This is a genomic window from Vibrio sp. YYF0003 (assembly GCF_036350715.1).
In the GTDB taxonomy this organism is placed as follows: Bacteria; Pseudomonadota; Gammaproteobacteria; order Enterobacterales; family Vibrionaceae; genus Vibrio; species Vibrio natriegens.
On record NZ_JAZDWA010000001.1, the window covers coordinates 465,817 to 482,861 of the forward strand.

Below are 17,045 nucleotides of genomic sequence, written 5' to 3' on the forward strand. Positions count from 1 at the left end.
TATGACTAGCACAAAAACAAACAAAGTCGTCACTATTACGCTGAATCCAGCGCTTGACCTTACAGGCTCGGTTGAGGCGTTAAAAGTGGGCTCAGTAAGCCTAGTGAAACAAAGCAACCTCCATGCTGCCGGTAAAGGTGTGAACGTGGCGAAAGTGCTGAGTGATTTAGGCGCAGACGTAACCGTAACCGGATTCTTGGGTAAAGATAATCCAGAGCTTTTCCACCAGCTATTTGCAGAGATTGACGTTAAAGACGAGTTTATCGAAGTTGAAGGCTCTACCCGAATCAACGTAAAACTCGTTGAATCAAACGGCGAAGTCAGTGACATCAACTTCCCGGGCGTTCAGGTTACAGCTGAAGACATCGCTCGTTTCGAAGATACGCTTTTCCGACTTGCAGAGACGCACGACTACTTTGTGCTCGCAGGTAGCCTTCCGGGTGGCGTGACTCCTGAACTATGCGCCGCTTGGATCGAAAAACTGCACCAACTAGGCAAGAAGGTTTTGTTTGATAGCAGTAAAGCGGCTTTGAGTGCGGGTATTGATGCGCACCCTTGGCTTATCAAGCCTAACGACGAAGAGCTGAGTGACTTTGTTGGTCAGCACCTCGAAACGCCAGAACAATGTCAACAAGCGGCACAATCCCTGGCTGATAAAGGAATTGAAAACATCGTCGTTTCTATGGGAGCGAATGGTGTGATGTGGCTCAATCAAGGTGAGTGGCTACGCGCACAACCACCGAGAATGAATGTGGTCAGTACCGTAGGCGCAGGTGACACACTTGTTGCTGGGCTGTGTTGGGGCCACATGCAAGTCATGCCAAAGAACGAATTATTACGCTTCGCCACAGCACTTTCTGCTTTAGCAGTGAGTCAGGTGGGCGTTGGACTTACCAGTCAGGAAGAACTGGAGAACATTAAGCTACAAACTCAAGTGAGCGAGCTTAACTCTAATACAAACTTAGACAATAACTAAGGAACAGAAGGTTATCAGTATGAATATTGCCATTATTACAGCCTGTCCAAGTGGTGTTGCAAACAGCATCCTGGCAGCAGGACTACTCGATCAAGCAGCGACTAAACTGGGATGGAATGCAAAGATTGAATGTAAATCGAGCATCATCGAACCTAATTTACTTACAGACGCTGACATTGAACAGGCTGAAGCTATCATCATCGCCGCGAATACGCCGGTAGATACTTCTCGTTTCGTAGGCAAAAAAGTCTATCAAGCCGAGATAGGTGCAGTAGCAAAAGATGCCGAGGCATTTCTGCAAACTGCTGTAGAGAGCGCAAGTGTGCTGGAGCAAGCGACAACCGTTTCAGCGCCAGCAGAAAGCACCGCGTCCTCTGTGAAGAAAATTGTTGCTATCACAGCTTGTCCGACAGGTGTTGCTCATACCTTTATGGCAGCAGAAGCGCTGGATGAAGAAGGCAAACGTCGTGGACACCAAATCAAAGTGGAAACTCGTGGCTCTGTCGGTGCTAAAAACCAGCTAACCGCGCAAGAGATCGAAGAAGCGGATTTAGTAATCATCGCAGCAGATATCGAAGTGCCACTAGATCGCTTTAACGGTAAGAAAATGTACCGTACTAAGACTGGTCCAGCACTTAAGAAAACAGCAGAAGAAATGGACAAAGCCTTTGAACAGGCGACGGTTTACCAGCACTCTGGCTCTTCTAGTGAGTCTGCAACGGAAGAGAAAAAAGGCGTGTACAAACACCTGATGACAGGTGTATCGCACATGCTTCCGGTGGTAGTTGCAGGTGGTTTGATCATTGCCCTATCCTTCGTGTTCGGTATCGAAGCCTTTAAAGAAGAAGGTACTATGGCCGCTGCACTGATGAATATCGGTGGTGGTTCTGCGTTCGCGCTTATGATTCCGGTTCTTGCAGGTTTCATTGCCTTCTCAATTGCAGACCGCCCGGGCCTGGCTCCAGGTTTGGTTGGCGGTATGCTGGCTAGTTCTATCGGTTCAGGTTTCTTAGGCGGTATCGCAGCAGGTTTCATTGCGGGTTACTCGGCGAAACTACTGGCTGATAAAGTATCACTGCCACAATCTATGGAAGCACTAAAACCGATTCTTATCATTCCTTTCGTTGCTACCCTGTTTACTGGTTTAGTAATGATCTACATCGTTGGTGGTCCGGTTGCAGGGATCATGAACGGTTTGACTGAATTCCTAAACAACATGGGCTCAGACCGCGCAGTTCTGCTAGGTATTATCCTTGGCGCAATGATGTGTTTCGACTTGGGTGGCCCGGTAAACAAAGCAGCTTATGCATTCGGTGTTGGTCTACTGGCTTCTCAAACTTACGCACCAATGGCGGCAATTATGGCTGCTGGTATGGTTCCGGCTCTGGGTATGGGTCTGGCTACATTCCTTGCTAAGAACAAATTTGAAGAGAGTGAGCGCGAAGCTGGTAAAGCATCATTTGTACTGGGCTTATGCTTCATCTCTGAAGGTGCTATTCCGTTCGCAGCAAAAGATCCAATGCGCGTTATCCCTGCTTGTATGGCAGGTGGTGCGTTAACAGGTGCACTTTCTATGCTGTTTGGTGCAAAACTTATGGCACCACACGGTGGCCTGTTTGTACTGCTTATCCCTAACGCAATCACTCCAGTACTAATGTACCTGGTTGCGATTGCTGCAGGTACTGCGGTAACAGGTTTCACTTACGCATTCCTAAAAAACAAAGCAGAAGCAAAGCAAGAAGTTACTGCTTAATATTCTTTTAAAGCCCCCCGGCATCTTACGCCTCTCTCATGTTCCGGTTGAGAGAGGCGTTTTTTTTATCTGGCTTTGATACAAAAAAAGCCCTGAGAAAATCTCTCAGGGCTAGGCAGGAGTCTGACTAAATATTAGTCAGGAGTCCTTATGCAGCGGTCGAGTTTATCCTAAAAAGAATCGCAAACATCACTGGCACTACTATCAGTGTCAGTACAGTAGCAAAACCAAGCCCTGCCATAATCGTTATCGCCATTGAGCCAAAGAAGGCATCAAAAACGAGGGGAATCATACCTAAAATAGTCGTCACAGCCGCCATGCTTACCGGGCGTACACGGCTGATCGCACTATCTACAATAGCGAGATAAGGATCTTTACCTGATGCCAATTCAAGGTTAATTTGGTCAAGCAATACAATACCGTTTTTCAGTATCATCCCGCTCAAACTTAATAACCCCAAGAAAGCGGTAAAGCTGAAAGGCATATTTGTCGCCAACAAGCCGAATGACACACCAATAATGGATAACGGCACCGTAAACCAAATAACCAGCGGCTTTTTGACCGAGTTAAACAGTAAGATGGTAATGATGAACATCAGCAAATAACCCATCGGCAGTGAGCCGAACAAGGCATCTTGTGCATCTTTCGATGACTCGTATTCCCCACCCCATGTAATTTCGTAGCCATCAGGCAGATGTAAAGCCATCACTTTAGGTTGTACACGAGCAAACAAACTTGCTGCGGTATCTTCACTCAGAACATCGTGGTCAGCCAATACCGTTAGAGTACGTTTGCGGTCACGACGTTGAATCAATGGCTCATTCCAATCTAACTTCACGCCGTCGATGATTTGGTCAACGGGGATGTAAGTTTGCAGCGATGGGCTCCAAATGTTCACATTTTGCAGAGATTCAAAATCCACGCGCTCTTCTTCCGGAAGTCGGGTCAGAATAGGTAGAGTGTGTGTTCCGTCGCGTAAATAACCTAATGCGCGACCACCAAATGCCATCTGTAATGTGCCTGACAGATCTTCTTTCGAAATTCCCAATCGACGCGCCTTCGACTCATTAAATGCCGGAACGAGCTCTTTAGTGCGCTCACGCCAGTCATGACGAATGTTTCTCGCACCAGGGTCGGTATGTAAAATGTCTTCTACTTTGACCGCCAAATCTCTAAGTACCTGTGGATCTGGGCCAGTAATTCTCGCCTCAATTTTAGACGCTGGGGATGGACCAAACTCCATCAACTTAAACTGGAATGTCGGCTCGTTAAACTTCTTGGCTAAGTTGGCATCCAACGTATCCAAAAGCTTGAACATATTCTCGCGATCCGTTGCCCTAACCTGGAACTGAGCATAAGCTTCGTAGCTTCTCTCGGGCTGGTAAGTCAGAACAAAACGCTGCATACCTTGACCAATTGATACCGACACAAAATCTATATCGTCTTGTTCTTGAATGTAACTTTCAACTATTTCTGCTTTTTTCGTTGTTTCGCGAATATCAGTGCCTTCAGGCATCCACATATCCACGTAAAACATCGGCGTGTTAGATGGCGGGAAGAATTGCTGTTTAACATTGCCAAACGCCACAACTGCACCAACGAGTAATGCCACCATAGCGGCTACGGTCAACCACCTAAAACGCAGAGCAACTTTGAGTAACGCTCCGAATGCGACAAACAACCAACCTTTGTAAGGGTCTTGGTCTTCATCACCGACTTCTTTATCTTCTTCTTTTAATAAAAGGTTGGCTAAAAACGGAGTCAGCGTAATAGCCGTTACCCAGCTCAGGAACAACGAGAAGCAAAGCACCCAAAACAACGAGCCCATGAACTCACCCGTCGCATCTTGCGAAAGCCCGATTGGTGCGAATGCCGTAATGGCGATCACGGTCGCCCCTAACAGCGGCCACTGAGTCTGCTTTACAATATCTACGGCGGACTGAACCTTTGAACGCCCTTTCTTTAGACCAACGAGAATACCTTCAACAACAACAATCGCATTGTCAACCAGCATACCCAACGCAATGATCAAAGCACCGAGAGAAATCCGATGAAGCTCGATGTTGTAGTAGTTCATAAGGATAAACGTACCAAACACCGTCAATAGAAGTACGGCACCGATGATGACACCGCTACGTAACCCCATGGTAAACAGCAGAACGATGATGACGATCGCAACCGCTTCGGCCAAACTAATGACGAAAGCTTTAACCGACTGATCCACCTCTTGTGCCTGATTGTAGAAGTAGCTCAAATCAATGCCAGCCGGCTTAATGGTCTCTAGGTTGCTTAGCTCAGCATCAATACGTTCACCGACTTCGACCACATTGACACCGGACGCAAAAGAGATAGCGATGTTGATCGCTTTCTTCCCGTTAAACAAGATCACGTTGCTTGGTTTTTCCTGAATGCCACGTGAAATCGTCGCGACATCCTTTAAGCGGATCAGGTTGCCAGTATCTCGGCCATGAATGATCAGATTTCCCAGAGCTTCTACGGTATTTAGTGCACCGCTCGGACGGATAATAAGGCTTTCACCATTAACCATCACCTCACCTGCAGACACCACACTATTTTGCTGGTTCAGCAAGTTCGCGACCACGTTCATATCAATGTTTAAAGACGCAAGGCGATCTAACGAAATCTCGACAAAAAACATCTCCTGTTGGTCGCCACTAATATCAACTTTACCGACCCCTTCGATCAACTCTAATTCACGGATTAGGTGGTCAGCATAGCGTTTGAGTTCGACATAGTTATAGTCGTCACCCGTTAACATCAGCATCACACCGTACACGTCACCGAAATCATCAATGATCTGAAGAGATTGCACCCCTTGCGGTAAATTTGGTTGCATATCATTAATCTTACGCCGCATTTCGTCCCAAATTTGTGGCAGCTCGTCTGGACCATAGTCCATCTTCATGCTGACCATTATTTGTGACATGCCATCCGACGACGTCGAGGTAATAAAGTCGATATACGGTAGTTTACGAATCTCTTTTTCCAGCGGATAAGTGAGTTCTTCTTCCACTTCCTTCGATGTTGCCCCTGGATAAGTAGAGATGATCATCGCTTCTTTGATGGTGAACGCCGGATCTTCCAACCGGCCAAGCTCAAGGAATGAGGTGATGCCACCAATGGCGAGAATAACAATGAACAGCCAACTGATGACTTTATTTTTTATGGAATACTCAGCAATGTTCATTATTGTCCCTTCTCCACCACTTCCACATGTTTGCCTTCACGTAATTTACGTAAGTTTGAGTTAACCAATACATCACCGCTGCTGACGCCGGATGAGACAATGGCTCCTTGACCGTTTACTTGTGAAACAGCAACAGGCACCTTAGTGACGTTGCCATCCTTCATTTTCCACACAAAAAACTCATTGCTGTGACTGCCTGCTTGCAGCGCCGTAACGGGAATACTGTAACCATCAATCGACGTGATTCCCGCTTCGACCATATCAACCATTACGCTAACGCTTGTACCTGGTAAGATTTCTTTTTCTGGTTGAGACATCGTGAGATACATTTCATAAGTCTGAGTATTGGCGTTCGGCTCACTCGTATACTCCAGGTAATCCAACAAGTAAGATTTCGTATCGCCAGAGAATGTCGCACTAGGTTTGTAGTTCACATTCTCAGTGTTCGGATTCACGAGCGCCAGAACGTTGTCTGAGAGTTCTATGCGCACATACACCATGTTGTTTTGATAAAGATTAAGTACCGTTTCTCCCGCACCAACTTGCTCGAAACGTTCTTTATAAACATCAGATACCTTGCCCGAAAACGGCGCAAAAAGACGCGTGTAGTTCAACTGGTTGGTCGCACTATAGAAATTGGCTTCTGCTAATTCTTTATTCGCGGTCAGTTCGTCCAGTTCCGCTTTTGAAATCATTTGGCGATCATATAAATCTGTACCACGCTTCAATTGGCGAATGGCTAACGTGTATTGAGCTTCCGCATCGTTGATTGCTTGTTTTTCTTTACTGTCATCAAGCTTGGCGAGCATTTGGCCTTGTTTAACCACATCACCCGCTTTTACGAGAACATGCTGAATTTCACCCGCGAGCCGGAACGCGATTGGAGTCTGTTCGGCCGGAACCACAATCCCTTTAAAAGCTCTGAATTGGCTTTTCACTGGCGCACCGACTGATACGGATGAAACATACAGTGAATGTTCAGAAGCCTTTTGGGTATCGCCTTGGCAACCAGTTAGGACAGCAAGCGCGATAGCAGAAACCGTAAACAACTTACCTTTCATTAAATACCTCCCTCTCGAACCCAAGCTTTAACTACCTGACCTTCGACTAAGTGTTCAACACCAGCAATAACAACGTAATCATCACTTTTTAGTCCGGATTCAACGCTACCACTGTCGCCAAGTGACAATGTCACCTTTTTTACTTGTTGTGTTTCACCGTCCATTACCCAAACCTCACCTTGGTCAATGCCCTTACTCACCCATGCTGACTGAGGTAATATCACTGAGTCAGAGACATTCTGTTTCGCGATATGCACTTGGCCTGTCATACCTGTAAGCAAGTTGCGCTCAGAAGGACGAGTGATGGTCACAATCGCTTTATAGCTATTGGTATCGGAATTAGGTTGAGTTGAAATTTCTTTGAATTTACCCGGAATGCGTTTGTTCGGTTCGCTATCCATCGTCACCCACATGTGTGCTTCCTTTAAAGAAGCAAGCGATACAGACTCTGCGTAAGTTACCGGTAATGTAAAAGAGACATCCAAGGTACTGTTGTCAATCAGATTCAGAATTTCCTGTTTCTCACCTACAACCTGAAAAGGTTTCACATACGTATAAGAGACAACACCATCAAACGGTGCATGAATCTTTGTATAGCTTAAATCGGTTTTTGCCTGTTCGAAGTTCGCTAAAGCCGCTTTATATTGCGTTTCTTTTTGGTCGTACTCGTCAGTACTGATCAGCTTTTTCTTGTATAGACTCTTAGCTCGTTGCCACTGCGTTTGTGCAAGTGAGAATTGTGCTTGGGCGGAATTCAGCGCCAATTGAAGGTCTTTCGGATCCAACGTTGCTAACACGTCGCCCTTTTTGACATCGTGCCCCATTCTGACTAGCAACTGTTCAACTTCACCACCGACCTGAAACGACAACTGTGCACGATGTGTTGCATCTATTTGAGCGAGAAAAGCATCGGAATCAGCCACAGACAAATCCTTAACCGCCAGCAACTTCACGGGTTTAATCAAAGGTTCTGACGGCTCTGATATGGCTTTATTGCATCCAGTCAGCAGTCCAGAAAGACTTATAGTCATTACTGCGCCAACCAAAATGCGTTTTAGATATTGTTTACGCACCCGTTATCTCCAAATTCAAATTTACTACACAGCTGTGCAGTATATTCTCATTTGGATATAGATCAACATATTTTCCATTTGTGCAGTAAATAAATTAGTCAAATAGGCAAGTTTCTGGTAAAAGTAACGCGTTGATTATTATTCGGGAAATGTCGAACTATGAATGAGAGAAAGCAAGGCAGACGAAGTGCTGAAGCAGCGGAACACACGAAATGTGTCATTCTGAAGGTTGCTGCAGATATGTTTTGCGAACTTGGTTACTCGCGAGTTTCGCTAAGAAACATCAGTGAAAAAGCGGGGGTCTCACATAGCTTGATCCGACATCATTTCGGCAGTAAAGAAAAAATCTGGCAAGCAGTTAGTGATGCGATGGATGAGTACTTGCAAGACTACATGGCCGAACTGCTCAACCAAATGCCCGAAGACACCCCTTCTAACAAAAAGATTTACCTATTTACGGTGCGTATGTTGGCGTTTACGTTAGTCAACCCACATCCAATACAAATGATCGCGGATGCTATCCGTCAAGATGACAATGCGCTGTTTGATTATTTCTTGCGATCAAAAGAAGAGTTTGGCGCGATTTTCTCTGGCATTTTTGAAGAGTACAACCGCGAATACCCTGACGCGCAGGTCGATCACTGGGAATCTAAATGGCAAATGCTCTTGTTTGCTCATGGTGCAACTTCACTAGCACCAATGATGCAGCAAACATGGCCAGAAATTGCTGATGACAGAGAAAAAATGGTGTTAAAGCACTGGGAACTATTCAACACGATCATCGCAAGCCAGTTCAGCATTAAGAAAGAAGACATGCTTCACCCGACTAGATTGGAAGATATCGTTATCGACATGTGTTGTAACATTGATGAAGCCGCGAGCTAAACAATTTGCTGACGGATAAGAATGAATTCAGCCCTGGCTGGCGATTAAACTCAAACCTTCGTTAATAGTAAAAAAAATGCCGGACTAAACAGCCCGGCATTTTTTTATCTAATCTAATTAGCCACGGTAGTAACGCTGAGGAACAAACGGCATTTTTTCTACCGTCATCGGTAGCATTTTGCCACGAACTTCAGCGAACAACTCTGTACCAATAGCAGATAAATCTGCACGCACATAGCCCATTGAAACTGGTTTACCCGCGTTAGGGCCTGCTGTACCGCTGGTCACTACACCGATTTGATTTCCATCAGCATCAAATAGCTCCGCGCCTTCACGAACTGGAGCTTTAGTTTGACCAACTAGGCCAACACGTTTGCGCGCGACATCTTTGGTCTCAATTTGCTTAAGAATGATGTCTGCGCCAGGGAAACCACCTTCACGCTCACCACCAATGCGACGAACTTTTTGAATACCCCAAAGTAGGCTTGCTTCTACAGGAGTTGTCGTTGTATCTAGGTCGTGACCGTACAGGCATAGACCACATTCCAAACGCAGTGAATCGCGTGCGCCAAGACCAATCCACTCAACTTCAGCTTCCGCTGTAAGTTTACGAGCTAGCTCTTCAGCGTGAGAGTTTGGTACTGAGATTTCATAACCATCTTCGCCCGTGTAACCGCTACGGCTTACGATACATTCAACGCCAAGAATTTCGAGTTTCTTCACGTCCATAAACAGCATATCTGCTACTTCAGCATTAAAGCGTTTAAGTACTTCAGCCGCTTTTGGACCTTGAAGTGCTAGTAGAGCGCGATCTTCGATGATTTCAAGTTCAACATCAGCAGGAAGGTGAGCTTTAAGGTGAGCAATATCTTGCTCTTTACAAGCAGCGTTAACCACAACGAACAGATGATCACCTTGGTTTGCTACCATTAGGTCATCCATGATTCCGCCTTGCTCATTGGTAAAGAAAGCATAGCGTTGGTTACCTTGCGGCAAGTCAATGATATCTACAGGAACCAATGTCTCTAGGAATGCTGCTGCACCCTCACCAATCAAACGAAGTTGTCCCATGTGAGAAACATCAAACAGACCCGCGGCATCACGCGTATGTAAGTGTTCCTTCTTAACGCCTAGTGGGTACTGGACAGGCATATCGTAACCCGCGAACGGGACCATTTTTGCGCCAACTTCAATATGAAGTGCATGCAGTGGTGTTTTCAGAAGTTCTTGAGTCATTTTCGTCTCCATTTAGATAGACCCGAGAATGCTGTCAGCATTCGCTTTCTATGTTTCCAATAATAAACACGCTTGATCCAATTTTGCACGAACAAGACGACTGTTGGCTTTCAAAAGTGTGACTTTTAACATTTTAATCACAACAAAAGGCTAAAAAAAGCGCTCAATTGAGTGATAGATCATCAACTGAGCGCCATTTTAACGAATTTACAACCGATAGCAATCGTTTGCTTTCACTATAGGAAATTTACAATTTTTTATCACTACTTAGCGGTGACCCACAATATTTGTGCATCTTCTTCGCTAACACTGGTCAACATGTGTCCCATGTTCGCATCATAGTAAACACTGTCGCCTTCACACAGAACCACAGGTTCATAGAACTCAGAGTAGAACTTTACTTCGCCAGATAAGATAAGCAGGAACTCTTCACCGTCATGACGAACCCAGTCTTTGTACTCATCAAAGTGTCGGGCACGGATCTGGCTTTTGAAGGGCATCATTTTCTTATTGGAAAGTTGAGTAGCAAGTAGTTCGTGCTCGTAGGTTTGAGTCGGGTGAGGTTTACCTTCATTCTTACGAGTAACATCCCTACGCCCTGTTGCGACTTTTTTTCTTGGTGGTTCAAACAGTTGAGGCATATCTATTTGCAAACCAAGCGCCAATTTTTGCATCGCCTGAAAGGTAGGAGAAATCTGCTCGTTCTCTATTTTACTAAGTGTAGAACGCGCCAGACCGGTTCTTTGGCTCGCCTCTTCAAGTGTAATACCCAGCTTGGAGCGAATATCTTTAATACGCTGCCCAAGCTTTAAAGGCTCGATACTCTCATCATGATTGTCTTTCGCAAGCGTCATCGATGGGTACTCATCATAAATACTTCCTGCCATAATTCCCTCTGTAATTGTTCTTATCTCTCTCCCTATATGCATTGTGCATGAACCCTATAATGGATAAAAGTCCACCAGGTTAATTAAAGTGTGCTCTCGTTAACAAAAATCGCAAACGTGTTTCCTATAGGAAATTTTTTGTTGATTGTTCCCGCCCCAAGCGTTATGTTACAGCCTTGTTAGATGTAGAGATGCACTTTTCCGTAAACGATTAGGCGTGAGAGATTGGATTAGTAACGCACGATTCGACGGAGTTTTTGCCCACTTTTAGGGCTGGATGTTCGCTCTGTTCTGCTATGCAGTTCAGCTGTTTTGAGGACAAATGAACCTAACCGCAAACCAATAATTCAATCTATGCGGGTTCATTTTCAGATTTGGAAGGTCAACTACCATGAACAAGAGTTACCCTAACCACAGCTTGGAAAACTTTTTCTCTACCAACCTCTCTGCGACAGATGATGCTGTCTTTGCTGGAATTCAGGCGGAATTCGCTCGCCAAAACGAACAAATCGAACTTATCGCTTCTGAGAACATTGTGTCTAAAGCGGTAATGCAAGCTCAAGGCACTTGCCTAACAAATAAATACGCTGAAGGTTACCCTGGCCGTCGTTACTACGGTGGTTGTGAACACGTTGATACGGTTGAGGCAATCGCTATCGAACGTGCGAAAAAACTTTTTAGTTGCGAATACGCAAACGTTCAACCTCACTCAGGTGCTCAGGCGAACGGCGCAGTAAAACTGGCTCTTCTTCAGCCAGGCGACACCATTTTAGGTATGTCATTAGACGCGGGTGGCCACCTTACTCACGGCGCACGCCCTGCTCTATCAGGTAAATGGTTCAATGCCGTTCAGTACGGTGTTGACCGCGAAACACTAGAAATTAATTACGAAGATGTTCGTGCTCTTGCGCTTGAGCACAAACCAAAAATGATCATTGCTGGTGGCAGTGCGATTCCACGTACTATCGACTTCGCTAAGTTCCGCGAAATTGCAGACGAAGTTGAAGCTATTCTAATGGTTGATATGGCGCACATCGCAGGTCTTATCGCGACTGGTGCTCACCCAAGCCCACTACCACACGCACACGTTGTAACAACAACAACGCACAAAACATTGCGTGGTCCACGTGGCGGCATGATCTTAACCAACCACGAAGACATTATTAAGAAAATCAACTCAGCGGTATTCCCTGGCCTTCAAGGTGGCCCGCTAATGCACGTTATTGCTGCAAAAGCCGTCGCATTTGGTGAAGCGCTTGGCCCTGAGTTCAAAACTTATATCAATTCAGTGATCAATAACGCAAAAGTATTAGCTGAAGTATTGCAGACTCGCGGTTGCGACATTGTGACTGGCGGAACCGATACTCACCTAATGCTGGTTGACCTTCGTCCTAAGGGTTTGAAAGGTAACAAAGCAGAAGAAGCTCTCGAGCGTGCGGGAATCACATGTAATAAAAATGGCATCCCATTTGACTCAGAGAAGCCTATGATTACATCGGGTATCCGTTTGGGTACACCAGCTGGCACAAGCCGCGGCTTTGGCGCAGAAGAATTCAAGCTCATCGGTAATTGGATTGGCGATGTATTGGATGGGTTAGTAGAAAGCCCTGAAGGTAACGCAGAAGTAGAACAGCGCGTTCGCAAAGAAGTGAAAGCACTGTGCGGCCGATTCCCTCTTTACCAATAAACAATTTAAACGCAGTTATTTTTTGGAGATTAAGCAATGGACAACACATTGAAGTTTGCAGATAGCCACGAGTGGGTACGTGATAATGGCGATGGCACAGTAACTATCGGTATTTCTGAGCACGCACAAGAAATGCTTGGTGACGTAGTATTCGTTGACCTACCAGACGTGGAAGACGAAATTGAAGCTGGCGATAGCTTCTCTCTTGTTGAGTCTGTAAAAGCAGCTTCAGATATCTACGCACCTATCAGCGGTGAAGTTGTAGAAATCAACGAAGAGCTTGAAGATAGCCCAGAGCTAATCAACGAAGAACCATATGAAGGCGGCTGGATTGTTAAAGTTAAGATGTCTGACCCATCAGAACTAGACAACCTAAAAGACGCAGAAGAATACCTAAACTCAATTGAAGAAGAGTAATTAGGAAGATTTGCAAAGCTGCCCCCGCCTGGAAGGCAGCTTTTTTTCAATGTTCGGACCATATCAGTAACGACCCGATACGTTACCCGAACGATGGAGTAGGTAAAGGACAATGACTGAATTACTTCAAAGCCTCAGCACACAAAATGAGTTCGTTGCTCGCCACAACGGCCCAAACAAATCTGACCAACAAAAAATGTTGGATGCGATCAATGTTGCTAACCTTGACGCACTTATCGAAGAAACGGTTCCAGCACAAATTCGCCTAGAAAAGCCACTAGCATTAGCAGAAGCGAAAAGCGAAGCAGACATGCTGGTTGCGATGCGTAAATTCGCTGACCAAAACCAAATTAAACGTACGTTCATCGGCCAAGGTTACTACAACACCTTCACGCCAAATGTCATTCTACGTAACGTACTAGAAAACCCAGGCTGGTACACAGCTTACACTCCTTACCAACCAGAGATCTCTCAAGGTCGTCTGGAAGCGCTTCTTAACTACCAACAAATGGTCATGGACCTAACTGGTATGGAAATCGCGAACGCTTCTCTTCTTGACGAAGCAACAGCAGCGGCTGAAGCGATGACGCTATGTAAGCGTGCGGGTAAGAGCAAAAGTAACGTATTCTTCGTGGCTGACGATGTTCACCCACAAACTCTAGAAGTTGTAAAAACTCGTGCTAAATACATTGGCTTTGAAGTACTCGTTGGTTCACTTGAATCACTACCAGAACAAGACGTATTTGGTGCGCTAGTTCAGTACCCAGGTACAACAGGTGAAGTACGTGATTTAACGGACATCATCGCGAAAGCACAAGCTAACAAAACATTAGTAACGGTTGCTACTGACCTACTTGCTTCTACTCTGCTGAAACCAGCAGGTGAAATGGGTGCAGACGTGGTTATTGGTTCAGCTCAGCGTTTCGGCGTACCTATGGGTTACGGCGGTCCACACGCAGCATTCATGGCAACTCGTGATAAGCATAAGCGTACAATGCCTGGTCGTGTAATCGGTGTTTCTATCGATGTAAACGGCAACCAAGCACTGCGTATGGCGATGCAAACGCGTGAACAGCACATCCGCCGTGAAAAAGCGACATCAAACATCTGTACTGCGCAAGCACTACTAGCGAACATGGCATCTTTCTACGCGGTATTCCACGGCGCAGAAGGTCTACGCACTATCGCTCGTCGCACTCACCACATGACTGCGATTCTGGCTGCTGGTCTGACTAAGTCTGGCTACGAGCTTGCTCACAATAGCTTCTTTGACACCATCACGATCAACACAGATGGCAAAACTGAAGAGCTTTACGCGAAAGCACAAGCTGCAGACATCAACCTGCGTAAGCTAAATGGCAAACTAGGTATCAGCTTCGACGAAACAACAACTACTGACGACATCAACGCTCTATTTGAAGTGTTTGGTGTTCAACAAGATGTTAACGCTCTGTCTTCAGAAATCGCAACCAACGAGTTTGCTGCTATTCCTGAAGCGCTACGTCGTACGTCTAAGTACCTGACTCACCCAGTATTCAACACGCACCACAGCGAAACGCAAATGATGCGTTACCTGAAACAGCTAGAGAACAAAGACTTCTCGCTGACTCACGGTATGATCCCGCTGGGCAGCTGTACGATGAAACTGAACGCAGCAGCAGAGATGATCCCTGTTACTTGGCCTGAGTTTGGTTCTATCCATCCATTCGCTCCTCTAGAGCAAGCGGCAGGTTACTCTGCGCTAGCGAAAGATCTGAAAGAGAAGCTATGTGAAATCACTGGTTACGATGATTTCTCTCTACAGCCAAACTCTGGTGCGTCTGGTGAATACGCTGGCCTTATCGCGATTCAACGCTACCACGACAGCCGTGGCGAAGGTCACCGTAACGTATGTTTGATTCCAAGCTCAGCACACGGTACTAACCCAGCGACAGCGTCAATGGTATCAATGAAAGTCGTTGTGGTGAAATGTGATGAAGATGGCAACATCGACATGACTGACCTAGCAGCGAAAATTGAGAAACACAAAGACAACCTATCAAGCATCATGATCACTTACCCTTCTACGCACGGCGTATACGAAGAGCACGTGAAAGAAGTATGTGAAATGGTTCATGCAGCCGGTGGTCAGGTTTACCTGGACGGCGCAAACATGAACGCACAGGTTGCCCTAACCTCTCCAGGTTTCATCGGCTCTGACGTTTCTCACTTGAACCTACACAAAACCTTCTGTATCCCTCACGGTGGTGGTGGTCCAGGTATGGGTCCTATCGGTGTTAAATCTCACCTGGCACCTTTCCTACCAGGTCACATCGAGAACGGTGTTGAAGGTAAAGAGCTAGCGGTTTCTGCAGCAGATATGGGTAGCGCATCTATCCTGCCTATCTCATGGGCTTACATCGCGATGATGGGTGAAGCTGGCCTACAAGAAGCGACTAAAGTTGCGATTCTTAACGCCAACTACGTGATGGAGCGTTTGCGTCCACACTACCCAATTCTTTACCGTGGTAAAAATGGCCGTGTAGCGCACGAATGTATCGTTGATATTCGTCCGCTTAAAGAAGAAACAGGCATCAGCGAAGAAGACATCGCGAAGCGTCTAATGGACTACGGTTTCCACGCGCCTACAATGTCATTCCCAGTTGCTGGTACACTGATGGTTGAACCAACTGAATCAGAAGATTTGGAAGAGCTAGACCGCTTCTGTGAGGCAATGATCGCAATCCGCGAAGAGATGACAAAAGTGAAAAACGGTGAGTGGCCACTAGAGAACAACCCTCTAGTTAACGCTCCACACACTCAAGTTGATCTTTCAGCAGCAGAATGGGATCGCCCTTACTCTCGTGAGCTAGGCTGTTTCCCATCGAAAGCGACTAAGTCTTGGAAATACTGGCCAACAGTGAACCGCGTAGATAACGTTTACGGCGACCGTAACCTAATCTGCTCGTGCCCAAGCATTGAGAACTACGAAGATTAATTTCGTTGTATCTCTGAGTTAAAACTTGGAAAAAACTACAAAATAGACAAACTTCGGTTTGTCTATTTTTTTGTATTACGAAAAGAAATTGCTCTTCGAAATGTTTTAAAAGCGCTTCGGCTAACCTTCCTGAACTATGCCTTCACAACCCCATTTAACGACCGACGACTTATCACCTCAAATCTGCTTGTTGCGTCGAATATTCAAACCAAATCTAGAATTTTCTATTAGATCACATTAAGCAACTACGCTTAACCATACGAAAGACCTTAAAGTTTGGGCGATATCTTGTTTTACTCTTGCCACCTTGAATTTATCTATTCGCGTTACTAGTTTAAAAGTAATACTCTGCAAGGAAAACGTACATTGACTGAGGATGAAGTCGCACTTGATGGGATGAATGTGTTAGTCGTTGATCAACGTTTAACGACTTCAATTTTGATGGTTAACCAACTCATCCCATTAGGTGTAAAGGCATCAAATCCAACTTGTGAAATAAGTGCACAAGGGAGCTTCGTTTTCTTCTCTTTTCATCTCGACTCTGCATTACCCTGTTTATACCGTATTTTCTTTCAATCTTCTGACGCTAAGATACTTAAACACCCCTCAGTTAAGTTGGCTCAAAACATTCCACAACAACAATCATCATCGTGGAAGCGGCGTCAGAAACTTCTTTTTACTCTGAAAAAGCACACGTATTCAGTTGGGAAAACACCCAAACTGAGTTCAATTGATACCGCCGAAGTAACAAACGCATCAAACGATCATAGAGTCAAACACTTAGTACAACGAGCAATACCTCCTAACTGTTCTTATTGGTTAGAAAGCTATCTCGCGGATTTTTACACCAATCGACTGCCTGCATCATAGAACCAATGTATTCTT

12 protein-coding genes are annotated in these 17,045 nt (G+C 45.5%); 7 read left to right on the forward strand and 5 right to left on the reverse strand.

Annotation, left to right across the window (positions count from 1 at the left end):
- The first annotated feature begins 1 nt into the window (after position 1).
- Both pfkB and fruA read left to right on the forward strand, forming a co-directional pair.
- Positions 2-976: a 1-phosphofructokinase gene (gene pfkB / locus V1U08_RS02110; protein WP_014234294.1), complete on the forward strand. Its 975-nt coding sequence runs from the start codon at positions 2-4 to the stop codon at positions 974-976.
- 19 nt (positions 977-995) lie between these two features.
- Positions 996-2,729: a PTS fructose transporter subunit IIBC gene (gene fruA, locus V1U08_RS02115; protein ID WP_330469781.1), complete on the forward strand. Its 1,734-nt coding sequence runs from the start codon at positions 996-998 to the stop codon at positions 2,727-2,729.
- Positions 2,730-2,877: 148 nt separating this feature from the next.
- Here fruA and V1U08_RS02120 read toward each other — a convergent pair whose 3' ends face one another.
- From V1U08_RS02120 to V1U08_RS02130, 3 genes are read right to left on the reverse strand one after another with little or no spacing between them, the layout of a single operon-like run.
- Positions 2,878-5,937 carry an efflux RND transporter permease subunit gene (locus tag V1U08_RS02120; protein ID WP_330469782.1) on the reverse strand — a complete coding sequence of 1,020 codons (3,060 nt, stop codon included), beginning with the start codon at positions 5,935-5,937 and terminating at the stop codon, positions 2,878-2,880.
- Complete coding sequence (locus tag V1U08_RS02125; protein ID WP_330469783.1) at positions 5,937-6,998, reverse strand: efflux RND transporter periplasmic adaptor subunit; 1,062 nt, start codon at positions 6,996-6,998, stop codon at positions 5,937-5,939. Before V1U08_RS02125 ends, V1U08_RS02120 begins: the two co-directional genes overlap by 1 nt.
- Entirely contained in the window at positions 6,998-8,071 is a 1,074-nt protein-coding gene (locus V1U08_RS02130) for an efflux RND transporter periplasmic adaptor subunit (RefSeq protein ID WP_330469784.1), read from the reverse strand. The genes V1U08_RS02125 and V1U08_RS02130 overlap by 1 nt, the downstream gene beginning before the upstream one ends.
- Before the next feature lie 159 nt (positions 8,072-8,230).
- Between V1U08_RS02130 and V1U08_RS02135 the strand changes: the two genes are divergently transcribed.
- Positions 8,231-8,956 carry a TetR/AcrR family transcriptional regulator gene (locus V1U08_RS02135; RefSeq protein ID WP_330469785.1) on the forward strand — a complete coding sequence of 242 codons (726 nt, stop codon included), beginning with the start codon at positions 8,231-8,233 and terminating at the stop codon, positions 8,954-8,956.
- Between the two features lie 117 nt (positions 8,957-9,073).
- Here the strand turns inward: V1U08_RS02135 and gcvT are convergent, their stop codons facing one another.
- Both gcvT and V1U08_RS02145 read right to left on the reverse strand, forming a co-directional pair.
- Positions 9,074-10,192 carry a glycine cleavage system aminomethyltransferase GcvT gene (gcvT, locus tag V1U08_RS02140; protein ID WP_065301207.1) on the reverse strand — a complete coding sequence of 373 codons (1,119 nt, stop codon included), beginning with the start codon at positions 10,190-10,192 and terminating at the stop codon, positions 9,074-9,076.
- A 263-nt stretch (positions 10,193-10,455) separates the two neighbouring features.
- Complete coding sequence (locus V1U08_RS02145) at positions 10,456-11,079, reverse strand: helix-turn-helix domain-containing protein (protein ID WP_014234301.1); 624 nt, start codon at positions 11,077-11,079, stop codon at positions 10,456-10,458.
- A gap of 391 nt (positions 11,080-11,470) precedes the next feature.
- Here V1U08_RS02145 and V1U08_RS02150 point away from each other — a divergent pair, with 391 nt between their 5' ends.
- From V1U08_RS02150 to V1U08_RS02165, 4 genes are all read left to right on the forward strand, one after another.
- A complete protein-coding gene (locus V1U08_RS02150) occupies positions 11,471-12,766 on the forward strand; it encodes a serine hydroxymethyltransferase (protein ID WP_020334946.1) in 1,296 nt (431 codons plus the stop codon).
- A 36-nt stretch (positions 12,767-12,802) separates the two neighbouring features.
- Complete coding sequence (gene gcvH / locus V1U08_RS02155; protein ID WP_014234303.1) at positions 12,803-13,183, forward strand: glycine cleavage system protein GcvH; 381 nt, start codon at positions 12,803-12,805, stop codon at positions 13,181-13,183.
- A gap of 112 nt (positions 13,184-13,295) precedes the next feature.
- Complete coding sequence (gene gcvP, locus V1U08_RS02160) at positions 13,296-16,160, forward strand: aminomethyl-transferring glycine dehydrogenase (protein WP_330469786.1); 2,865 nt, start codon at positions 13,296-13,298, stop codon at positions 16,158-16,160.
- A gap of 366 nt (positions 16,161-16,526) precedes the next feature.
- Positions 16,527-17,030, forward strand: a complete 504-nt coding sequence (locus V1U08_RS02165) for a hypothetical protein (RefSeq protein WP_330469787.1) — start codon at positions 16,527-16,529, stop codon at positions 17,028-17,030.
- Positions 17,031-17,045 lie beyond the last annotated feature (15 nt).